Origin of the sequence: Ancylobacter sp. Lp-2 (assembly GCF_020523795.1) — a bacterium.
GTDB lineage: Bacteria > Pseudomonadota > Alphaproteobacteria > Rhizobiales > Xanthobacteraceae > Ancylobacter.
This window is the reverse complement of the sequence record NZ_JAJALI010000001.1, coordinates 114,630-138,586: the sequence shown is the minus strand read 5'-3', so window position 1 is coordinate 138,586 and position 23,957 is coordinate 114,630. Positions and strand designations below refer to the sequence as shown.

Genomic DNA, 23,957 nt, shown 5'->3' with positions numbered 1-23,957 from the left:
CCTACCCGCGTCTAAGGTTCCCAAGGTCCAGGCCAAGACCGACATTGCCAATGGGCTTGCCTCGCTTGAAGCGATTAAAACGCCAGAAACCGAAGCGGTATGGTCGGGCGTGGTTGATACGCTCACTGCGCTAAAAGAGAACGAGGCCAAACTTGCCGACCTGACCCGCGATGGGATGCTTGCCACTGCCCTTGCTCTTTTCGATGAAGAACATTGCCCCGTCTGCGAAACCGAGTGGGAACCCGCCGAGTTTCGCGCCGTGGTCGAGGCCCAACGCGAGCAATTGAAAGCGGCCGCGGCCGAACGCAAACGAGTCGAGGAGTTGATTGCGCCCGTCGCCGTCGCTTTGGAAGGGTTGCGACCGATTTTGCGGCAGTTAGCTGTCTATGCCCGCGACCTGCCTACCCCGCTCGCATTTGAGCCGTTCGCGGTGGTGGCAAACGAAGCTGATCGTCGTGCCGAAGCGCTGCGCAATTTCCTGCCGCTGGATGACGCGATCGCGGCGCTCGACACCGACTGGGCGGACGTCCAACCGGCGCTTGAACATATCGCCATGCTTTCCGCGAGCGTCGAGGCATTGCCCGAGCCGACCGACCGCGACGCAGCACGCGATTTCCTGACCGTGGGGCAGGAACGCTTGGAATCGTGGCGTCATGCGATGACAAAATATGCGTCGGGGAAGGCTAAAACCGACGCCGCCGCCAAAGTACACGCGTTGTATGGCACGGCTACTGATAAAGCGCTCGAGGCAATCTACAATGAGGTGGAGACGGAGTTCCGCGGCTACTACCGCGACATCAACGCTGACGACGAAAGCAAGTTTGAGGCGCAATTAACGCCCTCGCTCGGCAAGCTCGGCTTCGAAGTTGATTTCTACGGCAAGGGCTTTTTTCCGCCTGGTGCCTATCACAGCGAAGGACATCAGGACGGCATGGGCCTGTGCCTATACCTCGCCTTGATGAAGCACCTGCTTGGCGACCAGTTCACTTTCGCCGTGCTGGACGACGTGTTGATGTCTGTCGATGCCGGGCACCGGCGCGAAGTCTGTACCCTACTCAGGACCAAGTTTCCGAAAACCCAGTTTGTGCTCACCACCCACGACCCGGTGTGGTTGAATCACATGAAGAGCAGCAAGCTTGTTGCGGGCAAGAGTGCAATTACCTTCCGCAAATGGCATGTCGATCACGGTCCACAGGAATGGAAGCAAATCGACGTATGGGCGGAGGTCGATCAATTGGTTGCCAACAACGAGATACGCGCCGCCGCCGGTCAGCTACGGCATTACCTCGAATATGCCGCGGCGGAGTGGTGCGCGCGCCTAGGCGGTCGCGTCGAGTATCGCAGCGATGGCAAGTACGAGCTGGGCGACCTGTTGCCCGCCGCTATCGGCGCGATGAACGAACTCTACAAGAAGGCAAAAACGACCGCGCAAAGCTGGGGCGACAAAGCCCGCGTTGAGGAGATCAACGGCTGTCATACGGACTTCACCGCTGCCGTGACCCAATCGCAAAGCGAGCAATGGGAAATCAACCCAGCCGTCCATTTCAACGAATGGGCCAACCTCCAGCGACAGGATTTTGCGCCGGTGATTGCCGCCTTCAAACAGTTGGAGCGCGAGTTTGAGTGCCATGCCTGCGGCGACCTGATATACGTCGTGCATACCGGCAAGACCAAGGAAGCAGCCCGCTGCGGCTGCGCGAAGGTCAATTTAAACCTGAAGCCCAAGCCTAAGGATGCGGCCGCCTAGCCGCCGTTAAGTGCACGTCACACGGGATCCGATTAGGACAACCAGACACCAGAAAGCGGTCGGTCAGCCCCCGCAGCGATGAATTTCATCAGCGATCCAGCGCCTCGGTGCGACCATACCGAAAAACAGGTGTTTTCGGTGACGGCCTTCATGGCAACTCGTGGCGAACCTGCCACCCTGAGAGTGACGCACGAAAAACTTTGTCGGTTTGATCGGCCATACGAAAACGAAGGCGCGATGTTTTTGGTTACCTGTCGCTGCCTGTGTTCGTCGAACATGGCATGGGAAATCTACCCTTACCCACGGTAGTAAATTTGCCTACCGTGGGGTCACCGCCGTTGCCAGCGGATTGGGGAGATGCCGGGTATCGGCGTCGCCAAGCCCGAGGTTCGGCCCGAACTGAGATGCTCCTCCATCGGCAACTACCTCATTCTGTACCGCGAAACCGACGAGGGGGCCGAGATTGTCCGTGTCGTGCATGGTACGCGACAATGGGAAAAACTGCTCTAAGGTACATATGCCGTTGAAGGCACCTTCGGCAGCTCTAAAAATCGGCAGTGTTTTAATGCCAGGTCAGGAAGCCGATGTCGGGCGATCCTCAGTGTCGCGTCTGAAAATCCTGTTTTTCGGCAGTTTACTTCGAGGCTGGGCAGCGGCGCCAAACATCGGGCAGTCGGAGCTGACGCCCGGAGTGCCCGCTTCTAGGTGTTCCATCTAGTGTGAGGTAGCAGCTTGACTGGGTCTGGTTGGTCTAATTGGCGGCTGTGAGGCCTGCCTTCGGTCCGGCATCTAGTCGCTACTGGGCGCATTATCGCGTTCAATCTCGTCCTGGGAAACACCAAAGCCACCTAGTCCTACGAAGCATCCCGGTTTGACTACTGAACAAGACTCGGCGAAAGATTGGACGAACATATAATGAACAGGGGCTGCCGTGATGAAGGTTCGCGTGTTCAAGAAGGGCGAGGTCGGCGTCGACGAGAACGAGCTCGATCAGTTGCTGGCTGAAGCGGGCTGCGTCCAGGTTGATGAGGATAAACCCGCGCCGGGCGATGGTGCCGACGATCAGGAGGATGAAGAGCACCAAAGGTCAGACGCAGGCGACAACGACACCGAGGTCAATGACGAGGAGGACGATGTCACCCTTATCGTGGTCTTGACCCCGGAATGTGCCGATGACCCTCAGTTGGAAGGTGCGGTTGGCAGCGCAGTCGGAAGTGGTGGGCGCGCGGTCGGAGTTTGGCCGAAGGGGGCTGAAGAAAGGACGCTCCCGAGCATTCTTGGGAAGATTGGCTCTGGCGCTGTCGTTTGGGATTCAAAGAAGCTAGCGGCTGTCCTGTCGGACGAAGAATCGACTTGGGACACGCCAGCGGGCGAGCCGCGAGTTGCCCCTAAGACGAAGCGGAATAAGTGCTGATGAGGCTGCACTCCTATGTGATCGAGCATGACGTGGGATTTGCGCCGAACCCGTTTCATGGATGGTGTTCATTGGCGGCGTGTAAGCCGATGATCCGCGCGACCGCGGCGGTCGGAGACCACGTGATAGGTACAGGGACGGCACATAATAAAATGAGCCAGCATCTGATCTATTGGATGCGTGTCGATGAGATCATCGACTTCGACGCGTACTGGAGTGATCAGCGCTTCCATCGGAAGCGAGCGGTAATGCACGGGAGCATGGCTCAACGGCATGGCGACAATATCTACCACTCGCTGCCGGGCGGGGGCTTTTTTCAAGCCGACTCTTTTCATAGCAGAGAGGATGGTCGCCCGGATCCGGCCAATCTGAATCGGGATACCAGCAGGACACAGCGCGTCTTACTCGGACGGAGTTTCGCGTACTACGGCAAGCACGCTCGGCTCATTCCCGACGAGTTCAAAGGCTTCATCAAACGGGGTCCAGGACACCGCAATAATTTCTCAGCCGTCGGCCTTGAGCATTTCACGGCGTGGCTTTTTGCCGATCCGGGCCGCGGCTACATTGCGGAGCCCACTGATTGGAGATGATGGCGGTAATTTGCCATCATTTCGATGTTCTCCTTGTGGAAAGCTGACGCATCTCGGCGAGATTAGCTTTCGTCGCGGGTGCCCAATTGGCGAAATCGGTCTGTTCCCGCGGTGACCGTGTCCAAGTTCGGTTGGTTGTGATCTGCCTTGCGAGCAGATCGCATATGGCCTTGCTGTCATCCGTCGCTGGCTCGGAGCTCATGAGATAACTGCGCAAGGTCTCCAGCCCCTCTAGGGCTACGGGCATGCCATCGGGGTTCCATGCCGTGGTCGCCGAGAGCTGATTATCTAGCGAGAGCAGCCATTCCTCGACGACCTCCTCCTGCCTGGCGGTGAGGGCGCCATCGCTCAACAGGGCATTGGCTAGGATGTGCAGGGTTTCCGGAGCGTGGTCGGACCATCGGTCAATAATGGGCACGATCGCCTGCATCGGGGCGGTAGAAATGAACCGAGCGTCGGCAGCAATAGTCGTTATCCGGCCAGGCAGGGCGCCTATCCCCTCGCTGATCTGACGTTGCACGAGGCGAAGCTCTGCCATGTTGATCGGCCACCACTGCCGGAATTCCTGGGCTCGGTAATAGGCGATGCAGTCGAGTTTGGGCTTCGCCGCCTCACCCTTGAGTTGCGGACCGATCGAAGCGGATTGGCGCCGTGTAAACTGCACGAGACAGAACGACGCAAATTCCTCTTTTGTGGTGTCTTTCTCAAAATCGACAAACGGGTCTAGCAAAATAGCTATTGCTCGCGTTGTGTTTTTCGTTTGCAGAAGCCGCTTGATGCGGTCCACCTGATCAAGCTTGCCACCGTAGCGCCGCATCCTTGCGCCGTGTGCCTGAGGAAGACGTACTGCAAGCTTGGAATGAGGTTCCTGCCACCAGCGAACTAGGTCCTCCAGCCACTTTTGGCGGCGTGCTTCATCCTCAATTCCCGGAACCTCATAACGGCGAGGGAGTGGAAGATTTCCGTGGGGAGCGTCTTCAGCATCGAGGTGCACTATGAGCGGGCCGCCTCCATGCCCATCGGCAACGACTTTAATAGCGCGATCGTACAGCACATCGATGTCGGCACCTTGAAGAACGACGGGCCCACCGGGCAATTTCTCCTCAACTTGCCAAAGGCGCCGCGTTTTTTCCTGCCGGATCTCGGTCGTAGTACCGCCTCGCGGGATACCAAATTCCTCGACTGTAACCTCCGGCGTGGATGGCATTCCCTTGAATGTGAGCAGGCGCACGGGGTAGCCGCCATCTTCTCCAATCAGGCTACCGCCCGATATCACCAGCGTCCTATGAGGATCATCGCCTGCATCGTTGTCTATGTAATCGTAAGCAACGGTGGATTCGTGTTTGTGGCCATGAATAACGACGTCGATCCGCTGCTGCCGAATGAAAGTCCGCAGCAGCGTGAGGTTAGTGAGATCGGCGAAAGGCTTGACCTCTTCCCGTAAGCCGGGAGAGCGCAGATGGTGATGTAGGACCACGATTCTGAGCTGGTGCCCATGCGTTGGGACGTTCGAAGTCGCGATGAGTTTGCGGACGTACTCAAGCTGCTCCTCCGACACACGCGCCATGTCGGCGTGCAACAAGCCGTCGAGGCCTTCTCTCACGGCTGCTTGCCCTAGAGCATCCAACTCAGGAATCTCGTGAAGTTTGTCCCAAACTGCCGCCAGCGATTTGTCGGTGAGGTCGAGCCGAATTTGAGACCAGTTGCTGCTGTTGATCGGAGCAATCAGCCAATCGCCGTCCGACGATGCGAGAGAGTGTTTGGCGGAGAGCGCAAAACTCGTATCAAGCCCGTCGAGCCAGGGCGTAATGCATCCGGTCTCGCGCCACGCTTTGTTGAAGCGTTCATAGCGTTCCCGAGAGCTAGGTTTGGAGCCACGCACGACGTCGTGATTGCCTGGGACGGCTACGATATTCTTGGTAGAGACCCCAAATCGGCCGAAAGAGCTAAGTATCAGCTCGTACAGGTGGATGTGGCCTTCCAGCTTCGACTTGTCGGTTGCATCTCCGGAAAAGATAACGCCAGCCAGAGAGATGCCCCTTGCGGCTAGGATCTCTGCAACCCGCTCAAATGTCGATTTCAAGAGATGATCTCTGGTCGCGTGATCGATGCCTTGGATTTTTTCCTTGTGATCATCGCGCTTGATGACCTGAATGCCGCCGTCGAGATGCGAGTCGGTAACATGTAGAAACACCGCGTCTCTGGTCATTTTCCCTCCCTAAGAACGATCACAACTCAACGCGAGCGGAGCATGGTACCGGTATAAATTATCGATTCATGATTCTCAAAGGGACCGGCATCGCCTACAAAGACTAGCGGAGGGATTCTTCATGTTCGGAGAAGCGGACACGGTGTTTCTGCGCAACCAACATTCGTTGTTTGCTGGCCTCGATGCGCCGCTCGCCCTGGACGAATATCAAGGCTTCACACGCCAAACCGACAAGAACCCCAAGCCGGGCATGGACGGCCTGAGCTTCGTGCTGCTGGGTCTATACGGCGAGGTTGGCAGCTTGCTGAGCGAGCTCAAAAAGAAGCAGCGCGATAAGGACGCTTACCAAGCCTACCATGAATCGACCCTCGAAGAATTGGGCGACACGCTATGGTACTTCGCCAACGCAGCCTCACGCGCTGGTTTGCTGCTCAGCGAGGTCGCTCACCGAGCCAGCGCCGGCTACTCAAACTGGGACGACGCCAATGCCAGCCTGACATTTGAGCAGCTGCAGAAGCTTATTTCGCCCGCTCAGTGGCCGCAGCCGGCCGCTGTCGTCGAACGCGGCCTTCTGGCGCTTGCAGGCAAGGTTGGGCTCCTGCTTGAGGACCACTATCAGGGTAGGATTGAGCGGAATCGCGATGCGCTATCGTCCCATCTGGTGGAGATTTTCCGGCTGTTGATCTCGGCGGCGGGAGATGTGAACGTCAGCCTCGAAACGGCAGCCCGGAAAAATATCACCAAGTCGCTCAGCCGCTGGCCGCTGGAGAAGGTCTGGCCGGAGCACTTCGACGAGAAGTACCCGGCCAAAGAACGGCTACCCCGTGTCATTCGCATGCGATTTCGCGAGGAAACGTCTGGCATCCGGGTCCAAGTGATCCAAGAAATGGACGGCGTCCAGATCGGTGACGCTGTCACCGATAACCGGCACCCGCCCGACGACTATCGCTTCCACGACGTCTTCCACCTCTCCTACGCTGCGATCCTCGGTTGGTCACCCTCTCTGCGGGGACTGCTGAGGGTCAAGCGGAAGAGTGACCCGGCAGTTGATGAAAATGAGGACGGCGCGCGCGCTTCGCTCATTGAGGAGGGCATCTCGACATGGGTGTTCAACCACGGTCAACGGCACCAATTTTTCCGGAACGTGACCGCGGTCGACTACCACCTGCTGAAGGCGATCAAGGAGCTTGTGTGCGGATACGAAGTGGACAAGTTGCCAATGTGGCAATGGGAGATGGCGATCCTGGACGGATTTCGGGTATTCCGGGAGCTCAGAGAACATCGGGGCGGCACGGTGACGGCCGACCTAAACGCACACACCCTTACGTTCCAGGCACCGGAATGATTGGTCAATCCGCATGGTCGTTTGTGGACCATATCTCGTCGTTGAAATTCGAGAACGCCTTTAATCCCTATAGTGACGAAGATGCTGACCATGATCTTCCGGGGGCTGCCGCGACCCGGCGGGACAATCTGCGCAAGGTAATTGACGCCTCCTTGGAGACCGGCGTGGACTCCATGTGGATAGCACGCGATTTGGGCTATCGCGGAGGGCGCCGAACTGGCTTGGCGCTAACCGATGAGATGCACTTGCAGGCTTATGCAGCCATGATGGGTGTGGATGAGCTTTCGCGCTCGACGGGTGGACCTGCTTTATCAGAACGCACTGCAAGGGTGGTCTGGGACACGCTTTCGGCCGTGAACCGCAAGGTGTTCTTGTGGAATGTTTTCCCCCTGCATCCTCACGATGCTGGTGCGCCGATGTCCAACCGAACTCACAAGCGTTCTGAGCGGTATGCGACGCGATTTCTCATGGAATGGCTTGTTGATACACTTCGGCCCCGGCAGCTCGTCGCAATTGGCCGCGATGCTCAGTCGGCACTGACGGAACTTGGTTTCGAGGCGGCGTGCGTTAGGCATCCCAGCTACGGTGGACAGTCAGAGTTTATCGAAGGCATTTCCCGCCTCTACTCATTGCCAGTGAAGCGCTCGAAAAGCCTGCAGCAGATTCCTTTATTTTGAAGCTGTTGAGCAAGCCTTGGCGGCGGGTGACATCGAGTAAAGTCAAGCGTCACGTGGACATCTCTCTGACCTGCGACCCTGATTTTCGTCCGAATTTGGATGGAGCCAGGCGCCGTTAATCCGAGACCAATGGCTGGATCGCCGGAGTTAGAGTGCCGGCCTTTGATCACGGCGGTGAGATGGATGCTCTGCTGAGATTCTGGAGTAGGATCGGCGGCTTGTTGCCGATGGCCTTCAGCTCACATTCGGCAGGTTTGCTCGGCGTTGCCGCGGCTTTCAAGCTCACATCGCCCGAATACGGCAAGGGATTGCAGCGAGAAGTTTGAGCGCCATGGCCTTGTCCTCCGTATCATATCGGAGTTGACGGAGGGCATAGGCATATTGGCGCTACCGCGACATTGGGTCGTCGCCGTTCAAGGTCAACCCACGACAGGGTATCATGCGAATGTAAAAGGCGGCGACAGCAAATCAAAAATGTGGGGCGAAATGGCGATGTTGCGTCGGCGACGACGCTGAAAATGAAGCAGAATCAATTACTTGATGAAATTAACTGGCGGGCAGCGCCCGATGAAGATGAGAACTACGACATCATCATAAACCTCTGATTATTATACAGATATTCCGCACTACGCGGCTATCGGCGGCTATCGGCGGCATTTGGGCGGCTAACGGCGGCCATTTCGGAGGTTTGGCACGGTATCGCAGTACACTGATCATGCGCATCGCGAAGGCGCTCGATTTCTTCACCCGGCTGGCCCTGGCCCATATCGATCTCCATTTGCCTGCACATGCGCTCGCACTTGGTCGACCCACGCTGGGTACCAATACCAAGCGCCATCAGCCAGAGTCGTCCCAAATGCTTTGCCTGGAGCCTTAGCGTCCGCCGTCTGCCAAAGCTGGGTATGATGATGCAAATTGAAGCGAGGATAGCCCTCCTCTCTCATCAGAAAGACGATCTGGCCCGGCTTAAGCTTCGGTTTTTCGACTTCTTTCAACGCCAGTCGAACATGGTCACCCTTCTCAGTACCCGGACGTAGAAACTCAACGACTTGATCCGCCTTCCCTCGCGAGTTCACGGCCTGCTCGATGTAGGCGACGCGATAAGAATAGCGCGGATCCGCCACCATCTCGTCGGTCAACCCATCCTCATATTCAGTATGAGCTGCTTGGATGTGAGCCGGCATATCCGTCTCGGAGAGCAGGATGTTACGATGATCTCTGCTGATACCGCTGAACTGTAAGGCGAGGGATAGATCTCGGTCCAGGCCGTGCTGCGCGCCCGCAATCTCCTTTATAGCCCGGTTGAAATTCAAGCAGCAGGCCTGCAGCTTCGCTGAGATCGTATCATCGATCTTGTTGGTTAGCTGGTGCTCAATCTCATGCCGAATAGCGATCAAAAACCTGAGGTTCGCAATCGTTGGAGCATCGAGAGGACATTCGGCGTAGTCGATGCACGCCTCCAGCTCCCAATGTTTGTCTGCTCCGTGCCGCGTCTTCAAGACGGTCTCCACACCGTCCACCGCTCGCTTGTAGCGGATGTCGACGCCGCTTCGACGGTAGTGCCAGTGAAGAAGGTAAGTGTAAGCAATTACCGCGATGACGATGAACATTTCGCTTTTAAAATATGCGCGAGGATTATTGAAGCCCTGCACCGCCTGGAGCATCGCTTCGCGCGCTTTAACAAGCAACTCGTCGCCGCGCAGGTGAGCTCCAGTGACCGGATCTATCTGTGGCCACGCTTGCAAAAATGCCCCAAGCTCTGCTTGGCTGGCAGCCGCTACGTTGCGGTGTTTTGCCTGATTCCGAATTTCGGCAATCCGCGCGTGGTTGATGCTACGAGTTGGCCGCGTGAAATAGGCAAGGATGTCCTGATCGTTCAAAATACCTGCTGAGATCATGCGCTTAATGAGCGCGATTTCCCAACGTTCCAGTTTGTTGGCCGCATTGCGTTTCGGCCTTTGCGCCATGCCCAATCTCCCCCTTCCAAGATTGGATCACATTCCGCAACGTCACGATAGGAGGTCAAGCCTTCCAATCTTCGTCACCTGCTTCTTGATCCAGTTTTTATATTTGGCACTCGTGCCTCCGAGTACCTCCGGCATACTGATTTCGGTGATCGTAAAATCGTCAGGAATGCTAAACTTGAGTTCTCTGCCGAGCAGCGAGCTGACGACATAGTCGTACCCGACGCTTGGATCTTCATGGTATTCGATCGCGAATAAACCAAACACCTCCATAATGAGCGGATCGATAATGGTGTAAATGAACTCGAGTGATAAGGCCCGAAGATCGTCCTTCTCCGGCGCGCAAAAGTGCTGGATGGAATTGCGCGCTAACCTCACCCGCTCGTAGCATTCTCGGTTAGGAATTCGTCTGCCTGTCGTCGCCCAAAGCACCTGGGGCAACCGCTCAAAATCGTGCGTCCGACCCCGTCTGATCAGAGTTTCTATATCAAGAAGCTTGCCTTTGTTGTCGTCCAAGCTGAACAGATCTTTGAATATTAGGAGTGGATGCTCTCGCGCAATAATTGCCTTTAAAAAGAGCTCACCTGCGTGAGCCGCATTGAGAATGCACATATGATCCCAATATTCCCGGCCAGGATCGGAATAGACAGCGTGTGTGTTAGCTTGGCTGAGCGCGCCGATCGCGAGGTTGAGAATGCGATCCGGTATATCTTTCAGATCCGGATTCAAGCGTCAGCTCCTTCAGATCCGAGCTTAGTGATATCCGCCTGGATCAGGTCGTAGATCCCGCTATTCATGACGAGCAATCCCCCATCTTCGAGGTGATCCAGCTCGATAAATCCGGCGCGTTCGAAAATGCGCCAGATTTTACGTTCTCCCCGTTCCAACCATAGCTGGATCGCGAGAAGGCGGCGCCTCATGAATTGGCAGCTCTCTGCGTCCATCTCACCAGGCCAAGCGTGGTCGTGAAAAAGTCGATGAATAAAGTAGTCCCGCTTATCCTTGATCCACCGCAGATACGCGATGTCGGCCGGATCGACGTTATGGCGTTCGAGTATCTTGATCAGGGAGCCGAGGGTCGATCCTTCAAGCTGAGACTTTTTAGCGACTGACAGTGCCCACGCATCTTCGTCCAGCCCGAGGGCTTTTTGAACCTTGACGCGATCGCACATATGCATCGCTGAGATCAGCATGCTTTCGAATTTGCCAACGGACAGATAGGTAGCCGCCATTTCCTGAAAATAGAGAAATCTCGCCACATCGAGTTCAGACATCTCCTCGATGAGCGATATGAGTTCGTTTTTTCCAACCGCGGGTCTGAACATAGGAAATAAGATACTTGCTTGCTCGCGAAAGCGCAGCCCCCCTTGACGGCGGCTATATCGGATGTCCGGCCACCCATGTTGATCACCGCGATCACAGCTATTCCTCTCCGAAAAGAGAGGCTTGCGATGAAGCGTCCTTATCAACCTGTTCAGTCATCGCCTGGGCGGATGCGATAGTGGCGCTGGAGTTAGACTTCCATGCATTCGCGAATCGTTGACGATCGACATTGGCATAGTCGAGAAGTGCTCCGAGCATCGATTTGGTTTGGACGCTGAGGCCGTCAAACGTCGGCAGCGCGATGTGGTAGCTTGCCATTTCAAGCTCGCGCCCGGTCACGAAAAGCTGGTCCGATTTTAGGAGCCGTACCGCTTGATCCGCGACGATCTCAGCGGGGATTTGATCCAGATCCCGCTTTAAGCCGGCTTCTACTGCCATAGCGGTTCCCCTGCCACCGGGCGCGTATTTTTCGACCAGCGCCATAGCCAAGCGAAGCGTCTGCTGCCCATCGTCATTGCCCAATGCACCCAGCCGCACAGCCCGCAGGATTAAGTCCCGCCTCTCGTCTATTGTTCGAAATGCCGCGCCGACGCTGACGTAATCGAGGCTTTGGCAGGCGATGGCCCCAGCAAGGTAGGCCAAGCGGCCAGCCGAACGAGCGGCCTGTGAGTCAGGGTGGTAAGCAACGGCGGCCGTAGCCAACCGGGAGAAGCCTTCCAAAGCTCTGACTGCGGACGGAGCGCCAAAACCCTCCGAGAGAGCCGATAGTATATCAAATCGTGCGTCCTGCAGGTTCTTGTTTCGGAAGCCCTTATCCACTGCCTGCAATTCGGCGATCAGTTGCTCATCGCCCATTCGCTCCGAGTAGAGCACGGCCTGGCTGTTCTGAATGCGTTGAATGTCTGTGCCATCGATCAGTTGCAGATCAAGCTTCTCTGCTACGGACCGTAGACTCTTACGCTTATCGGTCGTTGCAACATATGCTCCGTCAACGTCTAGCGCATCGGCTAGCCCACTCGTCCAAAAGATGCGCTCAACTGCCTTTGGGCGTTGCTTGTATTTGATGTCGCAAATCTGCACCCGCCGAGAAGTGCCGGTCGGACGCTCATACAACCAAAGGTCGACGTCAGTAAGGTCTTCATCCGCAAAGCGAAACGGAACCCCGCGAATGACAAAGAAACCGGCACGCAGAAAGTAGGCGCGCAGCACCTCCTCCAACACAGCCCCCTTGGGCGTTTGCACCTTGTCGTTCATCACAGCACCCGCCCGCCACGAACGGCCTCAAGCACGTCCCGCGTCGCTCGCTTGCTCAACGGGGATTGGTTCTTACGAATTGAGGTTCGGCTCTCTTCGGGGCCAACGTATCCTGCCATGGGCGCGCTGGGCAGATCGGCTAGAGATTGGGCATAGGCATTACCTTGCGTAAGCACCTGCAACGCAAGCTCTCCTACCTCCCTCTTGAGCAGCCGCAGATAGTAACGATTAGCATAATTCGCGTCACGCCGGAGCTTGACGACGCCGTTGACCTCAAGAACCCGATAGTCCTGTCCAATGGAAGTTGTCGGCCCAACCTCACGGCCCGAGATTAGCTTGCTCACAAGTGCAGGAAGCTGCGTGATCCGGCCTTGGGAGGATGACCGAGAAACCATGCCGTAGGTGAGCGCCGCCACAAGCGACTTCGCCATGTCGAAGCAATCATCAACCATCGGATCGACAAACTTATGAAAGGCGGCGGGTGCAGTGACGTAGACATGGCTGCCCTGCTCGTTCGTGACCTCGTTGAGATCATAGACGGCTGCCGCAACCAGCTTCTCGAAGAGCGGCTTCGACAGAACGTGCTCAACGTGCTGGACGCTCAAGCATCCGCTCTTGGACAGTTGTTCGGAGATCTCGCTGATCAAACGCTGTTCGGCATCGGTGAGGGAGGTTAGTACCTTCTGGGTTTTGACGACGGACGACCGGCGGAAAAGGTTGCCGTTAAACAGCAGCCGGTCGTTTCCATCACCCTCTTTGTCGACAAATCCGATGCCTTCGGCACGATCGAGAAAATCGCCGACCTGAGCATTGGTGAGCTTGTGCGTATCGCCGATCCGTTGCGAAACATCGGCGCGCCGGATGGGTGCCTCCGAAGCAACTTCCGCCAGCGTGATTGACGCTTCTTCGTAGGTGCTCGGCTCGGCCTCGTTGTAGATGTCGGTGGCATGACCAAGCGAGCCGCGCGTCGTGACGCCCAGAATAGAGATGTCGTCCTTGGACTGGTCGATCAGGCGCTTGCGCTCAAGCACCTGGAGAAGCCCATTTAGCTCCAACCGGGGATCGAGACCCGAGGCCACAGCGATAGCGCGCGCTTCAAGCTTGGTGACGGTTGCCTGGTTTGTTTGGCCGAGCTTAGTGAGGAGGGTCGCGGCCTTCGCCGCCTCGTTAATGGCGGGAAACTCCGCTGGCCCGTTCACATCCAGAACGAGCTTGCGACCGTGGTGGATTACCCACGCGCCCTTGATTTCCTTGTCGCTCGCCGTTCCCATACACCCCCCTAGTTTTTTACTCGTATCTTTTCAGTCTATTCCGAGTTTATTGAAGAATATCTTGTTTCGCATTTCTGCGTCTCGAAGGAGCTTAGTCCAGCTTAAAACCTCCATATAGAGACTATTATTACCGAACCATCGAAACCATCCAAGTCCGTCAGGCATAGGTGTAAAGTCTTTCTCGAATTCAAGCCATTTCCTGACCTTGGCGGTTAGGTCGCAAACCACGTATCCGTAAAATGGCGTCGTGCCGTTGACGATAATGTCCCGTCCGGTGGGGGTCTTGAACTTCCCGTCTCTAATCTGGTTCACATAGCGAACGATCTGCTGAATTGGGTCTTCCTTCGATGAAGGATCAGCGAAGTTGTCGCGCTGCGGCTTCTTGAACTCGAAGATCGTGATGGGATTGCTGGCCTCGTTCTCACCACGAAAGGCGACACGCCGGTTGTAGATAGTGATATCGGTCCTGTCGCCATTGGCTCTGTTCAGCGGCTTGTCGGAAGACACGTAGGACGAAAAATTCAGCCGCTCATCCAGCATCCAGAGATTATGCGCATCATAGTCGAGGTCTTCTGAATCCTTCTTGCGCCGCATGATGATGTCATGCACGTCGCCTTCCGATTTATGTTTTCCATCGGCATCGATTTCTAGAGACTTGGAAAAGAGGTCGAGAACGCACTTTCTCATGGAAACGTAGTGGATGAGATCGTTCTTGCTGGTGTCAGAAATGCTATCCATAAGCTGAATGATCTTCTCGCCCAACTCATCGGGGTTTTCTGATTTCAGTAGCGCGGCCACCTGTGAGCGCGTCTGGATTTCCTTTTCGTACTTCTTCTTTTGGAGATGAAGCTCGATATCTTGGTTGGACGGACGCATGGGCAGGGCGTCGAAATCGACCTCGTTCGCTAGCGTCCGGTGCCAGGGCGCATCGGCCGACACATAGTCGGCGATGCGCGCCTGCTTGCGCCTCTTCCGCTCGGTAATTTCCGAGCCCAGCGCCGACTGCGCGATCTCGGCGGCCTTTTGCTCGATCTCGCTTTGAGAAATGCCGCTCAGCAGGTCGTTGTCGGTCTGGAAGCGGAATTCGCCTCGTTCGAGCGACACGTTGTCATTAAGGTAGTCGCCGAATACATAGGATTTGACGACGAAGTTGCGCCCCTTGGACAGGTCCTGGTCGGGGCCGGCCTCATAAAACTCCTCGGCAAATTCAGGTATGTAGGCTTGAAGCGGATTGTCCGTCACCTCGCGCCGGTGCGCGACAAGGCTAACTTTGCTCTTGGCCGACCTCGGCGCATAGAACTTAAAGACGCGGACTTGAAAGTCTTTAGCCTCTTCGTTGGCCGGGAGCGTGAACGTGCCCTGTTCAACTCGCATCTCCACAATCTGGCTGTTGTCCTTCCCCAGATAATCGTTGAGAGAGACGCCGCCGGATGGCTCGCTCGCTTCCCGGATCAAGATGCGCGGACAAGCCCGCTCTTTGTCCACGAAATAAGGCAGCAACCGTTCGACGATAACGCGGCTGACGGTATCGAGGCGCTTGTCGGGGAACTTGACCGACTTGATTCCGGAAATCTCGACTGCCGTACCCGTCTCCCGCTTTTCCGAAGCAGACGTTTCCTCTTCAACGATGATGTCTTTATCTAGGCCCATCCTGAAGGATCGATCATGGAACGCATCGTCGACAGCGAAGGTGCTTGCGACCTTCACATAATTGAAATACTTGAGGCAGGTGAAACGGCCGAATCCTTTACCGCCATCAGCAATCTTCTGTTCGGTATAGAGTGTATCAAAGGAATCGCGGTTGCTTTTCGTGAAGCCGACCCCGTTGTCCTTGACGATAAAACCATCGATATCCTCAAGACGGTCGATGATGTCCGCCTGTCCGCTTCGCAGGATTTCGATCTGGATCAGACCATTCTTGACGCCCTTTTGGTCGATGGCCTGAATGGCGTTCACCACTAGCTCAACCAAAGGCGTATAGACGTTAGTCCCGGATCGGATGTTCTCGACCAGCCGCCTGACGTTGACATTGCTCATGCCGCCTCGCTCACGTCGGTCGGGCCGTCGTCTGCCTTGTATCTGGACAGGCTCGCCGATGTCATTCTTCGTTCCCTCTCGATTCTCGTTCCGGAGCTCTGATCGCAGAGGACGCGACACTTTCGCGGACGTACTCGCGCATGAACTCCCTAAGCACTTGTGCCGCTGGACGATCATGGACCTGGCACGCCGCGACGAATTCGTCCCGAAGATCCCGGTCCAACCTGATGCGCAACCCGACATCTTTTTTGGTCATGCCAGGAGTGTACCCAATGGATACACATCTGCCTAGAGAGATCGTTCCGTAAAGAACGGCGATCAGGATCTAGGGTCTCCAGCCTCCCGCGCGCTCATATCCTGGTCCAATCTATCTCCCCGGCCTCCGCTTTGCTCTGGCCGGGCCGGTTGCTTGGGGGCGCTGCCCCCTGGCGCGGCACAAGGGCGGACGGGCGGTATCCCCAGCCTTCCGCGCGGATATGTGCTGCGCACTCTCGTCATGACTTCGATCCGCTTGTGCAGGCCGGGTGATCCCCCTCCGCCCGGCCGCCCTTGCGCCTTGCACCCCCCGGTCTCGGCGACGGCCAGGGTTGCAGCGCAGCGCTGCGCTCCAACCCAAGCCAATGAGGATCAAGACCATGACCTACACTGTCGAAACCACCGCCACGGTTTCCGAAGCCCCCGCCATCGAAAACGGCGCGGTGTTGTTCGTGCCGCTGAACAAGTTGAAGAAGTCGCTTAAGAACGCCCGCAAGACCCCGCACAGCGAAGCCCATATCGAGGCGCTGGCGGCCAGCATCGCGGCCAAGGGAATGCTGCAAAATCTGGTGGTGGAGCCAGAAACGAACGCGGAAGGCGAGCCCACCGGAAGCTATTTCGTGACCATTGGCGAAGGCCGCAGGCTGGCGCAGTTGCTGCGCGTGAAGCGCAAGCAGATCAAGAAGACAGAGGCCATCCGCTGCGTGCTGGATACCGAGAATGATGCGGCGGAAATCAGCCTTGATGAGAACATTACCCGTGAAAGCATGTCGCCCGCCGATCAGTTCGAACGATTCCGGGAGCTTTCCGAGCGCAGGGGATGGGGCGCGGAGGAAATCGCCGCCCGGTTCGGGGTTTCGGCGCATGTCGTGAAGCAGCGGCTTCGGCTTGGTGCGGTCAGCCCCAAGCTGATGCGGGTCTATCGAGACGGCAGCTTGTCGCTGGACCAGTTGATGGCCTTTGCCATCACCGAGGACCACGATCGGCAGGAGCAGGTTTATGAGAACCTGTCATGGAACCGCGATCCCGCGACCATTCGGCGTGACCTGACCAAAATGAATGTCGCGGCGACCGACCGGCGCGCGATCTTCGTCGGAGCGGACAGTTACGCTGAGGCTGGTGGCACCATCATCCGCGACCTCTTCACCGAGGATCGGAGCGGCTATTTCGAGGATGCCGCGCTACTCGACCGGCTTGTCATCAACAAGTTGGAAGGCGTTGCCGCCGAGGTGCAGACGGCAGAGGGGTGGAAGTGGACTGCCGTTCACATCGACTTCCCCCATGCACACGGAATGCGCCGCACCTATCCGCATCCGGTGGACCTGTCGGAGGAAGATGCCACTGCCTATGACGCATCACAGGAGGAATACGACCGTCTGACCGCCGAATATGACGGCTATGACGAATTGCCGGACGAGGTGGACCAGCGGTTCGGGGAGTTGGAAGCGGAGATCGAGCGGATCGACGCCAAGCGCCATGCCTATGACGCCGGCGAGATCGCGCGCGGCGGCGTGTTCGTTATCCTCAATCATGACGGCACGGCTCGGATCGAACGCGGCTTCATTCGCGCCGAGGACGAGGCCCCTGAACCAGAGGAAGAACCCGGCATCGTGGACGGCGTGATCGTCACCGAGGATGGGGAGATCATCGGGAACGAGGGAGACGGTGAGGACGAGGAAGCCGAACCGCACACGGAGGACGAGGACGCCGGGGATGCGGGCAAGTCGCTATCGGATCTTCTCATCCGCGACCTGACGGCCCATCGCACCCTTGGCCTTCGCCTCGCTCTTGGCGAGCAGCCGGATATGGCGCTTGTCGCCGTGGTTCATGCGCTGGCGGCGCAGACCTTCTATCGTGGCGGGGAAGCTTCCTGCCTCGAAATCCGGTTGACCAGCGCCTATCTCGCCTCCCACGCGGACGGGATCGAGGACACGCCCGCCGCGAAGGCGCTGGCCGATCGTCATGCCGGATGGGCGTCGGATATGCCTCGCAACGTGGCGGACCTTTGGACTTTCATCGCCGGGCTGGACCATGCGAGCCTCATGGCCTTGCTCGCCCATTGCGCCGCCATGACCGTCAATGCGGTCAAGTTGCCATGGGAGCAGAAGCCGAACGCCCGCGCGACGGCGGAGAAACTGGCGACGGCGACGACACTGGACATGTCGGCGCACTGGACCCCGACCGGGCAGACCTATCTCGGGCGTGTGACCAAGGCGCATATCCTCGCCGCCGTGCGGGAAGCCGTCAGCGATGAAGCCGCCGAGCGGATCGCGGGCTTGAAGAAGCCGGAGATGGCGCAAGCCGCCGAACAGCTTCTGGCCGGAACCGGCTGGCTGCCGACCGTGCTGCGCACCACGCGACCCGCATGGCTCGACGCCGAGCCGGACGCGGACGCCTACCTCCAAGCCGCCGAGTGAGGACCGGGCCGGGATCGTGCACGCGGTCCCGGCCTTCCTTTCTTCACTCTCGGAAAAAAATCGCGGTCGCGCGGGGATCGCCCCCCGCGACCCGCCGATGACCGTGACCGTCATCGGTTCAGGAGGAACTTGCGATGTTCGTGCTCATGCTGATGGCCATCGCAGTGGTCGCCGGCCTTTGCATTCTGGCCTATACGCTCGCCGTCTATGCGCTGCCTTTCATGATCGGTGTTGAGGCGGCGCGCTGGGCCTACGCCTCCGGCTCCGGCCTCATCGGCGCGGGCTTGGTCGGGCTGGTGGCGGGTGCAGCCGCCTATGGCCTGCTGATCGTCCTGTTCATGGCGGTGCGCGCGCCGATCCTGCGCCTTGCCGTGGCGCTCGTCTTCGCCGCGCCCGCTGCCATCGCGGGCTACGCGCTGGTTCATGGCATCGCCACGCAAGCCGTGCCGTCCGAAGTCTGGCGGCAAGTCTTCTCGATCATCGGCGGCGGCTTCGTTGGCCTAGCGGCGTGGTTGCGATTGGCGGCAGACATCAGCCCGCCCACCAGATAGCGCAACCGCGCCTCTTGTGGCCGTCACATCTTGATTGATGATATCAACTTAACTATGTTGATGGCGTCGCTATCACCTAGCCGGAGACGCCATCAGATGCCCGCCGTCACCATTCGCAACCTGTCCGACGAGGCGCACCGCGCCCTCAAGGTGCGTGCGGCCCATCATGGCCGCAGCACCGAAGCCGAAATCCGGGACATTCTGGAAGAGGCGGTTCGTCCCGCCAACCGCCTGCGCATCGGTTCCGCCCTAGCAGCGTTGAGCCGGGAGGCCGGGCTGACCAATGCCGATTTCGAGGCGCTGGAACAGGCCCGCGACCGGACGCCCGCCGTGCCCATGAGCTTTGAATGATCGTTTTGGATACGAATGTCGTCTCCGAGGCGATGAAGCCGGAACCGGCTCCCGCCGTGCGCGACTGGCTGGACGAGCAGGCTGCCGAAACCCTTTATCTCTCCAGCGTCACCGTCGCGGAACTCCTGTTCGGCATCGGCGCGATGCCGGACGGGCAGCGCAAGCAGAAGCTCGCCGCAACCCTCGACGGACTCCTCGGCCTGTTCGACGGCAGAATCCTCCCCTTCGATACGGACGCGGCCCGCCGCTATGCCGACCTCGCCGTTGCGGCGCGCAACGCTGGCAAGGGCTTTCCGACACCGGACGGTTACATCGCGGCCATCGCGACCGCCCACGGCTTTGCGGTCGCCACGCGTGACGCCAGCGCCTTCAAGGCGGCGGGTCTCCCGATCATCGACCCTTGGACGGCCGGACGCTGAGCATCGGAGCATCGCCCGATTGCGAAATGGAGAGCCGCCTTATGCTCAAGGTCATCGCCGAGGATTTCATCAAATCGGAAGCGGTTGAGATCGTCCTGCCGCTTTACCGCGAGCTGGTCGAGAAGACCCGGCAGGAAGACCTCTGCATCTCCTACGACCTCTTCACCGACCAGAAAGACCCCGGACATTTCATCTTCATCGAGGAATGGCCGGATCGAGCGGCGCTGGACGCCCATTGCAGGACCGAGCATTTCACGCGGCTGGTCCCGCTCATCAATGCTCACCAGCGGCAGAAAGCGACGTTCATCCTCATGGATGCGTTTCCGGCCTGACTCGATCGGAGAGGCGTTTCTTCCGAACAAGTTTAGGCGTTGCCCTTCGGGCCGCGCTCTCGGCTGCGCCGGAACCACGCGATGGCGCGTTTCCGCCATTCGGCTTCGATCGCTAAGGCGAAAAATTGGCGGACTACACAAAGCCTCGCACGGGAGGGGGCCGCTTCGGCGATATCCGTTTTCAATCGCAGTTGCAGCGGATTTGCCGCGAATCTTTCCCGCGTCCTCCGATCACGAAGCTGAAATCAGGATGGGCGCTCGGGTCGCCTAGCCCGACCGACTGAACTGCAAAGCCGGCCCGGCGGCGAGCATTCAGCACCCGTATCGCGTGAACGGAGGATGCCGCGGCGGTCTGCACGTTACCGCCAAAGTGTGGAAAGGCCATCCAACGCCTGAAGGTCGGATCTCGATCTGCCGGTTCATGGCGCGCATCGCGTCGGACAAGGGGCATCATCGCCAAGGTCACGTTTCCTTCTGCAGGGCCGCGCCCACGGCGCCCTCGAATGGCATGGGTCTGACCGAAGACCGGCTTCGCCTCGATCGATTTCCCGCAACGTCCGTCGCGAGCTTTTTTCCGCCGCGCGCGAGCGCGCTTTGCACCGCGAGCCAAAAAAGCCGCCGCCGGCCGCCTTCCACTGCGTTCCAGCCCTGAAGGGTGCGGGCCGATCGTCTCCGGTCGCACGACCACCATCGAGGTCGCGATAGGCGCGGCCCGTGGAACGGAGTAACGACAATGGCGACCATCGGCACCTTTACCAAGAACGACAATGGCGCGGGCTTCACCGGCACGGTCAAAACCCTGACCCTCAACGTCAAGGCCAAGCTCGTCCCCACCGAAGGCGAAAGCGAACGCGGCCCTGATTATCGCATCATCGCCGGCCCATCCGTCGAGTTCGGTGCAGCCTGGAAGAAAACCGCTCGCGAGACCGGCCGCGAATATCTCTCGGTCAAGCTGGACGATCCGAGCTTTCCGGCCCCGATCTACGCCAGCCTGGTCGAGGACGAGAGCGGCGAAAGCCACAATCTGATCTGGTCCCGCCGCAACGGCGATTGAAAACGGATATCGCCGACGAAGCCCCGCCGCGCGCGGGGCTTCTTCATGCTTATCCGCCGTCCTGAGGGGAATACGGCAATCAGGATATGCGGCTTTCAGTCTCGGCGGCTTTGCACATCCTGATCCAGCTTTGTGCCCGGCTCCCGCTGGCGCTCACGCCGGCAAGCTTGCTTGGGGGCGCTGCCCCCTGGCGCGGCGCAAGGGATCGCTGACGCTCGTCCGGGCCGGTCTCCCCAGCCTTCCTCCACGTCGTTCCGCCGTTCCGTGCAGGCCGGGTGATCCCCCTCCGGCCCGGCCGCCCTTGCTCCTTGCACCCCCCGGTCTCGGCGACGGCCAGGGTTGCAGCGCAGCGCTGCGCTCCAACCCAAGCCAATGAGGATCAAGATCATGACCTACAGCCTCGCCACCCGGTTCGGCCGCAACTCCCACCAGATCAGCGGGCGCGAAGCCCTCGACAACGAAACCCTCTATCGACACGTCCCGTCCATCTTCGCCCGCGAAGCCCATGACAGCCGCTCGGAGCGCTATGTCTATGTTCCCACCATCGAGATTGTGGAGGGGCTGCGCCGGGAAGGATGGTTCCCGTTCTTCGCCGTGCAGGCGGTTCCGCGCGATGGTGAGCGCATGGGCCACGCCAAGCACATGCTGCGCCTGCGCCGGGACGATGGCATCGGCAAGCCGGAGGCGGCGGAAGTCATCATCGTCAATTCACATGACGGTACGTCAGCCTATCAGATGTTCGCGGGCGTGCTGCGTTTCGTCTGCACAAACAGCATGATCGCGGGCGAGCGGTTCGAGGAAGTCCGCGTTCCGCACAAAGGCGGGATACAGGATCAGATCATCGAAGGCGTTTACACTGTCGCGGAGGATTTCCCGCGCTTGATCGATGCGACTGAGACGATGAAGGAAACCCGGTTGTCGCAGGCCGAACAGCAGGTGTTGGGGGAAGCGAGCCTCGTCGCCCGCTATGGCGAGGACGAAAGCCCCCTTCGCCCGGACCAGATTATCGCTCCGCGCCGCCGCGAGGATATCGGGCAAAGCCTGTGGCAGACCTTCAACGTCATTCAGGAAAACCTCATCCGGGGCGGACTCAGCGGACGCCGCCAGACGTCAGACGGTCGTATCCGCCGCAGCCAGACCCGAGCCATCAACGGCATCGACCAGAATGTCGGCCTCAATCGAGCCCTGTGGACGCTGGCCGAGGGAATGCAGCGCCTGAAAACCGCCTGATCGCAAAGCCGTAGAACCGCCACTCCGGTTCTACGGCTTTCCGCCTTTGCCCAACATCGGATTTCCGATTTCCCGCCGATCCGCTTTCGCGGATCGGCGGGCTTGCTGCGCAAAAAACGGCTCGCCGGGCACGCCCGGCTCGCCAGAGAACGTCTATTCTGATAGTAAAACATTAACCAATATTGATCGCATTAAACGATCAACATATCTCTAAACAATATCTGCAAAATACATCTGAGGTTGTTCACCTTTCTTCTTTCTAGTGTCGCGAGGCGGCGCAAGATTAGGGGTGACGCCATGCCGAGTTCTGATTGGCGCGCGCCGGCCGCTTACGGACATGCGCATAGCATCTCCACCGCCGGCTTTGCCTGGGAGTTTCTACGCCGCGATGACGACTATCATCGTGACTTTCATCGCGTGAAAGCTCTTCCTCAACATCAAGCCGCCGCCCGGAGAAGTTTCTCCGAGCGCTGGGGGTTACGATTTCCCGGCCGATCCGCACCAGCCAGCGGGCCACGTCCCGTTGTTCTGGATGCCCGCGCTGCTGCCTGAGGCCATCGAGCTTCGGTGTACCACCAAAGTCGGCGACGATCCCGCCGCCATGCCGATCGATCTGCCGGGCCTGTCCGGCCTCGATGCTCGCCCGGATGTGGACGGAGGATGGCATGGCCTTTGGCAATCGACTGACTTGAGCCATCAGTTCTGGCTCGCCGAAACGCCACCAGACGATCGAGCGACCTACTGCGTTGTTCTGCCCCTTGACGCCCTGTTGGAACTTCGCGCCGAGGCGCTTTTGCGCATCTGGCGCGCCCTGTCTGATCGGCCCATCGGCGAGGGACCGCGGGTCCTGCCACAGCAGACGCGCGATCGGTTCATTCTGGTCCTGCGCGCGCTCGACGGCCATCTTGAAGGCGCAAGTTATCGCCAGATCGCCGAAAAGCTCCTTGGCTTCGCTGGCACCAAAGCCGACTGGGAAGCAGATTCGCGCAAGAACCAGACGCGCCGCCTGGTTGCCGATGGCTTGCGCTACATGCGGGGCGGCTACCGCGACTTGCTTCGCTATCCCATCCATTCCGCATACTGGCGCTAATCACCATCGCGCTGCCGAAGACGTGGCAATCGGTCGGGGTGCCGGAATCGCGCCCCCTTAAATCCGGCACGCTGCAAGCCGCCATTTCTCCGCCACGGTTCGCCACAGCCCGCTGCCGCCACCGGTAGCCCGCTCGAACCCGACCGGAGATCCGATCATGATAGATCCGAAGACGGGGCTGCCGCCCCGATACCTGCGCGCTCCCGATGCGGCCCGCTTCCTCGGCATTTCCATTCGTACGCTGGAAAAGCACCGCACCTACGGCACCGGCCCGACCTACCGCAAGATCGGCGGGCGGATCGTCTACTCCGTCGATGACCTTCAGGCGTGGACCGAGGACGGCATCCGCAAGTCCGCGTCCGAGAAGACCGCCACGCGCGTTTTCCCGGCCCGTCCGCTGACACCCGCCGAAAAGGCGTCACGCTGA

25 protein-coding genes are annotated in these 23,957 nt (G+C 58.7%); 17 read left to right on the top strand and 8 right to left on the bottom strand.

Going from position 1 to position 23,957, the window contains the following annotated elements; translation table 11 throughout:
- Positions 1-109: 109 nt before the first annotated feature.
- The 4 genes from LGR54_RS00670 to LGR54_RS00655 all read left to right on the top strand — a co-directional run bounded on the left by LGR54_RS00670 (position 110) and on the right by LGR54_RS00655 (position 3,751).
- Positions 110-1,747, top strand: a complete 1,638-nt coding sequence (locus LGR54_RS00670) for a hypothetical protein (RefSeq protein WP_230360062.1) — start codon at positions 110-112, stop codon at positions 1,745-1,747.
- Positions 1,748-2,059: 312 nt separating this feature from the next.
- The gene (locus tag LGR54_RS00665; RefSeq protein ID WP_370638131.1) at positions 2,060-2,257 is read left to right on the top strand and encodes a type II toxin-antitoxin system RelE/ParE family toxin; all 198 of its coding nucleotides are present in this window, start codon (positions 2,060-2,062) and stop codon (positions 2,255-2,257) included.
- Between the two features lie 424 nt (positions 2,258-2,681).
- Positions 2,682-3,161, top strand: coding sequence for a hypothetical protein (locus LGR54_RS00660; RefSeq protein WP_230360060.1), 480 nt, complete (start codon positions 2,682-2,684; stop codon positions 3,159-3,161).
- Positions 3,161-3,751 (top strand): hypothetical protein, encoded by a 591-nt coding sequence (locus LGR54_RS00655; protein ID WP_230360059.1) that lies wholly within the window; start codon positions 3,161-3,163, stop codon positions 3,749-3,751. Before LGR54_RS00660 ends, LGR54_RS00655 begins: the two co-directional genes overlap by 1 nt.
- Before the next feature lie 16 nt (positions 3,752-3,767).
- Here the strand turns inward: LGR54_RS00655 and LGR54_RS00650 are convergent, their stop codons facing one another.
- Both LGR54_RS00650 and LGR54_RS25910 read right to left on the bottom strand, forming a co-directional pair.
- Positions 3,768-5,960: a metallophosphoesterase gene (locus LGR54_RS00650; RefSeq protein WP_230360058.1), complete on the bottom strand. Its 2,193-nt coding sequence runs from the start codon at positions 5,958-5,960 to the stop codon at positions 3,768-3,770.
- Positions 5,961-6,240: 280 nt separating this feature from the next.
- Positions 6,241-6,318, bottom strand: a complete 78-nt coding sequence (locus tag LGR54_RS25910; protein ID WP_370638130.1) for a hypothetical protein — start codon at positions 6,316-6,318, stop codon at positions 6,241-6,243.
- 303 nt (positions 6,319-6,621) lie between these two features.
- On the opposite strand from LGR54_RS25910, the gene LGR54_RS25905 reads away from it, so the two are divergent.
- The 3 genes from LGR54_RS25905 to LGR54_RS00635 all read left to right on the top strand — a co-directional run bounded on the left by LGR54_RS25905 (position 6,622) and on the right by LGR54_RS00635 (position 8,308).
- Positions 6,622-7,305 (top strand): nucleotide pyrophosphohydrolase, encoded by a 684-nt coding sequence (locus LGR54_RS25905; protein ID WP_370638129.1) that lies wholly within the window; start codon positions 6,622-6,624, stop codon positions 7,303-7,305.
- Positions 7,302-7,982, top strand: a complete 681-nt coding sequence (locus LGR54_RS00640; protein ID WP_230360056.1) for a uracil-DNA glycosylase — start codon at positions 7,302-7,304, stop codon at positions 7,980-7,982. Before LGR54_RS25905 ends, LGR54_RS00640 begins: the two co-directional genes overlap by 4 nt.
- A gap of 152 nt (positions 7,983-8,134) precedes the next feature.
- On the top strand, positions 8,135-8,308 hold the full coding sequence (locus LGR54_RS00635; protein ID WP_230360055.1) for a hypothetical protein: 174 nt from the start codon (positions 8,135-8,137) through the stop codon (positions 8,306-8,308).
- 417 nt (positions 8,309-8,725) lie between these two features.
- Here the strand turns inward: LGR54_RS00635 and LGR54_RS00630 are convergent, their stop codons facing one another.
- From LGR54_RS00630 to LGR54_RS00605, 6 genes are all read right to left on the bottom strand, one after another.
- Entirely contained in the window at positions 8,726-9,949 is a 1,224-nt protein-coding gene (locus LGR54_RS00630) for a DUF3644 domain-containing protein (protein ID WP_230360054.1), read from the bottom strand.
- Positions 9,950-9,991: 42 nt separating this feature from the next.
- Positions 9,992-10,675 carry a hypothetical protein gene (locus tag LGR54_RS00625; protein ID WP_230360053.1) on the bottom strand — a complete coding sequence of 228 codons (684 nt, stop codon included), beginning with the start codon at positions 10,673-10,675 and terminating at the stop codon, positions 9,992-9,994.
- Complete coding sequence (locus LGR54_RS00620) at positions 10,672-11,220, bottom strand: hypothetical protein (RefSeq protein ID WP_230360052.1); 549 nt, start codon at positions 11,218-11,220, stop codon at positions 10,672-10,674. The genes LGR54_RS00625 and LGR54_RS00620 overlap by 4 nt, the downstream gene beginning before the upstream one ends.
- A 148-nt stretch (positions 11,221-11,368) precedes the next feature.
- On the bottom strand, positions 11,369-12,523 hold the full coding sequence (locus LGR54_RS00615) for a hypothetical protein (RefSeq protein ID WP_230360051.1): 1,155 nt from the start codon (positions 12,521-12,523) through the stop codon (positions 11,369-11,371).
- On the bottom strand, positions 12,523-13,794 hold the full coding sequence (locus tag LGR54_RS00610) for a hypothetical protein (protein ID WP_230360050.1): 1,272 nt from the start codon (positions 13,792-13,794) through the stop codon (positions 12,523-12,525). Before LGR54_RS00610 ends, LGR54_RS00615 begins: the two co-directional genes overlap by 1 nt.
- Positions 13,795-13,824: 30 nt before the next feature.
- Positions 13,825-15,831: an ATP-binding protein gene (locus LGR54_RS00605; RefSeq protein WP_230360049.1), complete on the bottom strand. Its 2,007-nt coding sequence runs from the start codon at positions 15,829-15,831 to the stop codon at positions 13,825-13,827.
- A gap of 635 nt (positions 15,832-16,466) precedes the next feature.
- Between LGR54_RS00605 and LGR54_RS00600 the strand changes: the two genes are divergently transcribed.
- The 10 genes from LGR54_RS00600 (at position 16,467) to LGR54_RS00555 (ending at position 23,957) form a co-directional block, all read left to right on the top strand.
- The gene (locus LGR54_RS00600; RefSeq protein ID WP_230360048.1) at positions 16,467-18,503 is read left to right on the top strand and encodes a ParB/RepB/Spo0J family partition protein; all 2,037 of its coding nucleotides are present in this window, start codon (positions 16,467-16,469) and stop codon (positions 18,501-18,503) included.
- 134 nt (positions 18,504-18,637) lie between these two features.
- Positions 18,638-19,054 carry a hypothetical protein gene (locus LGR54_RS00595; protein ID WP_230360047.1) on the top strand — a complete coding sequence of 139 codons (417 nt, stop codon included), beginning with the start codon at positions 18,638-18,640 and terminating at the stop codon, positions 19,052-19,054.
- Between the two features lie 96 nt (positions 19,055-19,150).
- Positions 19,151-19,405 (top strand): plasmid stabilization protein, encoded by a 255-nt coding sequence (locus tag LGR54_RS00590; RefSeq protein ID WP_230360046.1) that lies wholly within the window; start codon positions 19,151-19,153, stop codon positions 19,403-19,405.
- The gene (locus LGR54_RS00585) at positions 19,402-19,824 is read left to right on the top strand and encodes a type II toxin-antitoxin system VapC family toxin (RefSeq protein WP_230360045.1); all 423 of its coding nucleotides are present in this window, start codon (positions 19,402-19,404) and stop codon (positions 19,822-19,824) included. The genes LGR54_RS00590 and LGR54_RS00585 overlap by 4 nt, the downstream gene beginning before the upstream one ends.
- A 41-nt stretch (positions 19,825-19,865) precedes the next feature.
- Positions 19,866-20,156: a putative quinol monooxygenase gene (locus LGR54_RS00580; RefSeq protein ID WP_230360044.1), complete on the top strand. Its 291-nt coding sequence runs from the start codon at positions 19,866-19,868 to the stop codon at positions 20,154-20,156.
- 733 nt (positions 20,157-20,889) lie between these two features.
- Complete coding sequence (locus LGR54_RS00575; protein ID WP_048646204.1) at positions 20,890-21,210, top strand: DUF736 domain-containing protein; 321 nt, start codon at positions 20,890-20,892, stop codon at positions 21,208-21,210.
- Positions 21,211-21,597: 387 nt separating this feature from the next.
- Positions 21,598-22,440, top strand: coding sequence for a DUF932 domain-containing protein (locus tag LGR54_RS00570; RefSeq protein ID WP_230360043.1), 843 nt, complete (start codon positions 21,598-21,600; stop codon positions 22,438-22,440).
- A gap of 297 nt (positions 22,441-22,737) precedes the next feature.
- Positions 22,738-22,992, top strand: a complete 255-nt coding sequence (locus tag LGR54_RS00565) for a transcriptional regulator domain-containing protein (RefSeq protein WP_230360042.1) — start codon at positions 22,738-22,740, stop codon at positions 22,990-22,992.
- Entirely contained in the window at positions 22,973-23,530 is a 558-nt protein-coding gene (locus LGR54_RS00560) for a DUF2285 domain-containing protein (protein WP_370638101.1), read from the top strand. Before LGR54_RS00565 ends, LGR54_RS00560 begins: the two co-directional genes overlap by 20 nt.
- Before the next feature lie 157 nt (positions 23,531-23,687).
- A complete protein-coding gene (locus LGR54_RS00555) occupies positions 23,688-23,957 on the top strand; it encodes an AlpA family transcriptional regulator (protein WP_048646203.1) in 270 nt (89 codons plus the stop codon).